The organism is Hyphomonas sp. (assembly GCF_040882205.1).
Lineage (GTDB): Bacteria > Pseudomonadota > Alphaproteobacteria > Caulobacterales > Hyphomonadaceae > Hyphomonas.
On sequence record NZ_JBBEBT010000030.1, the window covers coordinates 1 to 1,372 of the forward strand.

The following is a 1,372-nucleotide window of genomic DNA, read 5'->3' on the forward strand; positions in this document are numbered from 1 at the left end:
CAGGCGGCGCGCAGAAGCGGTTCGTGCCCGGCGATGAAGTGATGCCCGGCGTAGTGCTGGTGAACGTCACCGCCGAAGGCGCCCATCTCAGCCGCGAAGGCACTCTGGAAGTGCTGAGCCTGAACCCTGGCCGCAGCGCGCCCTTCATGGCGCCCGATGCGCCAGCCGCTGCGCCGCGCGCAATCGTCATGGCCTCCGAACCGCAGCCCGTCACCCCGTCGGCGCTCGCCGCAGACACCGTGATGACGCCGGAACTGCGTAGCGGCCGTGTCTCGGGCTACCGCCTGGCGCCGCGCGGATCAGGCGCCTTCGAAGCCGCAGGGCTTGAGTCCGGCGACCTGATCCTGCGCGTCAACGGCGAGGCCATCGAGGGCCTGCATCCCGAACAGATCAGCCAATCCGTAACAAGCGGCGCCGATGTGGCGCTCGATGTGGTCCGCCAGGGCGCCATCGTCCGCCTGCGCGTCTCTCCCAACGCAAGCCTTTCCCAATGACAAAACGTATCCTTCTGGCTGCTGCGGCGGCCTTGTCCGCCGCGCAATGGGCAACCGCCCAGGCCCCTGCAGAGACAGAGAGCAAGCATGTCCTGAAACTCGATGATGTCGAGCTCAACACGCTGATCGCCGATGTCTCGATGCTGACCGGCTATACCTTCATCACGCATCCGGACGTGCGCAAGGCGCGCGTATCGGTCGTCTCACAGACACCAATGAGCACATCGGACGTCTTCCAGGTTTTCCTGACGACCCTGCGCGTACAGGGCTTTGCCGCAATACCCGCCGGGCGTGACACCTACCGCATCGTGCCGGAGACGGTTGCCGCAACCGAGGCGCCAGTTTCCGGTCAGGGCGGCAATGCCTTTGTCACCGAGATCATCCGCCTTGATCATGTCAACGCGATGGACGTCGCCCAGCAGATCAAGCCGGTGCTCGACAGCCAGGGCCAGATCGCCGCGAATGCCAGCACCAACACGCTGGTCGTTGTCGACTATGCCTCGAACCTTCAGCGCGTGCGCCGGATGATCGAGATGATCGACCGCGATCCGTCGGTCACCGAAACGGTCGCGCTGCGCAATGTGCCCGCGCTGGAGATGGAAGCGGTGCTGAACCGCCTGCAGGGCGGCGCGGCGCCGGATCCGGGCAGCCAGTCCGGCGGCAACCGTTTCCTCGCCGTCGCCTCGGAAACCAGCAACGCCGTGCTCTTGCGCGGCGATCCGGCCACCGTTGCCAAGGCCCGCGCCGTTGCCTTGCAACTCGATTCCACCGAGCCCCAGCGAGACAATATCCGCATCATCGCGCTGAACTATACCGATGCGGGAGAGATCGTACCGATCCTCGAACGCGTTGGCCTCAGCATCGCCGCGCAGCGCGCG

The 1,372-nt window shown here is 65.9% G+C and carries 2 protein-coding genes; both read left to right on the top strand.

What is annotated here, in order from left to right; genetic code table 11:
* Positions 1–494: PDZ domain-containing protein (locus tag WEA77_RS01765; RefSeq protein WP_368066155.1), on the top strand; the 494-nt coding region annotated here is incomplete at its 5' end.
* On the top strand, positions 491–1,372 hold an 882-nt coding region (locus WEA77_RS01770), incomplete at its 3' end, for a secretin N-terminal domain-containing protein (protein ID WP_368066156.1). The genes WEA77_RS01765 and WEA77_RS01770, both read left to right, overlap by 4 nt.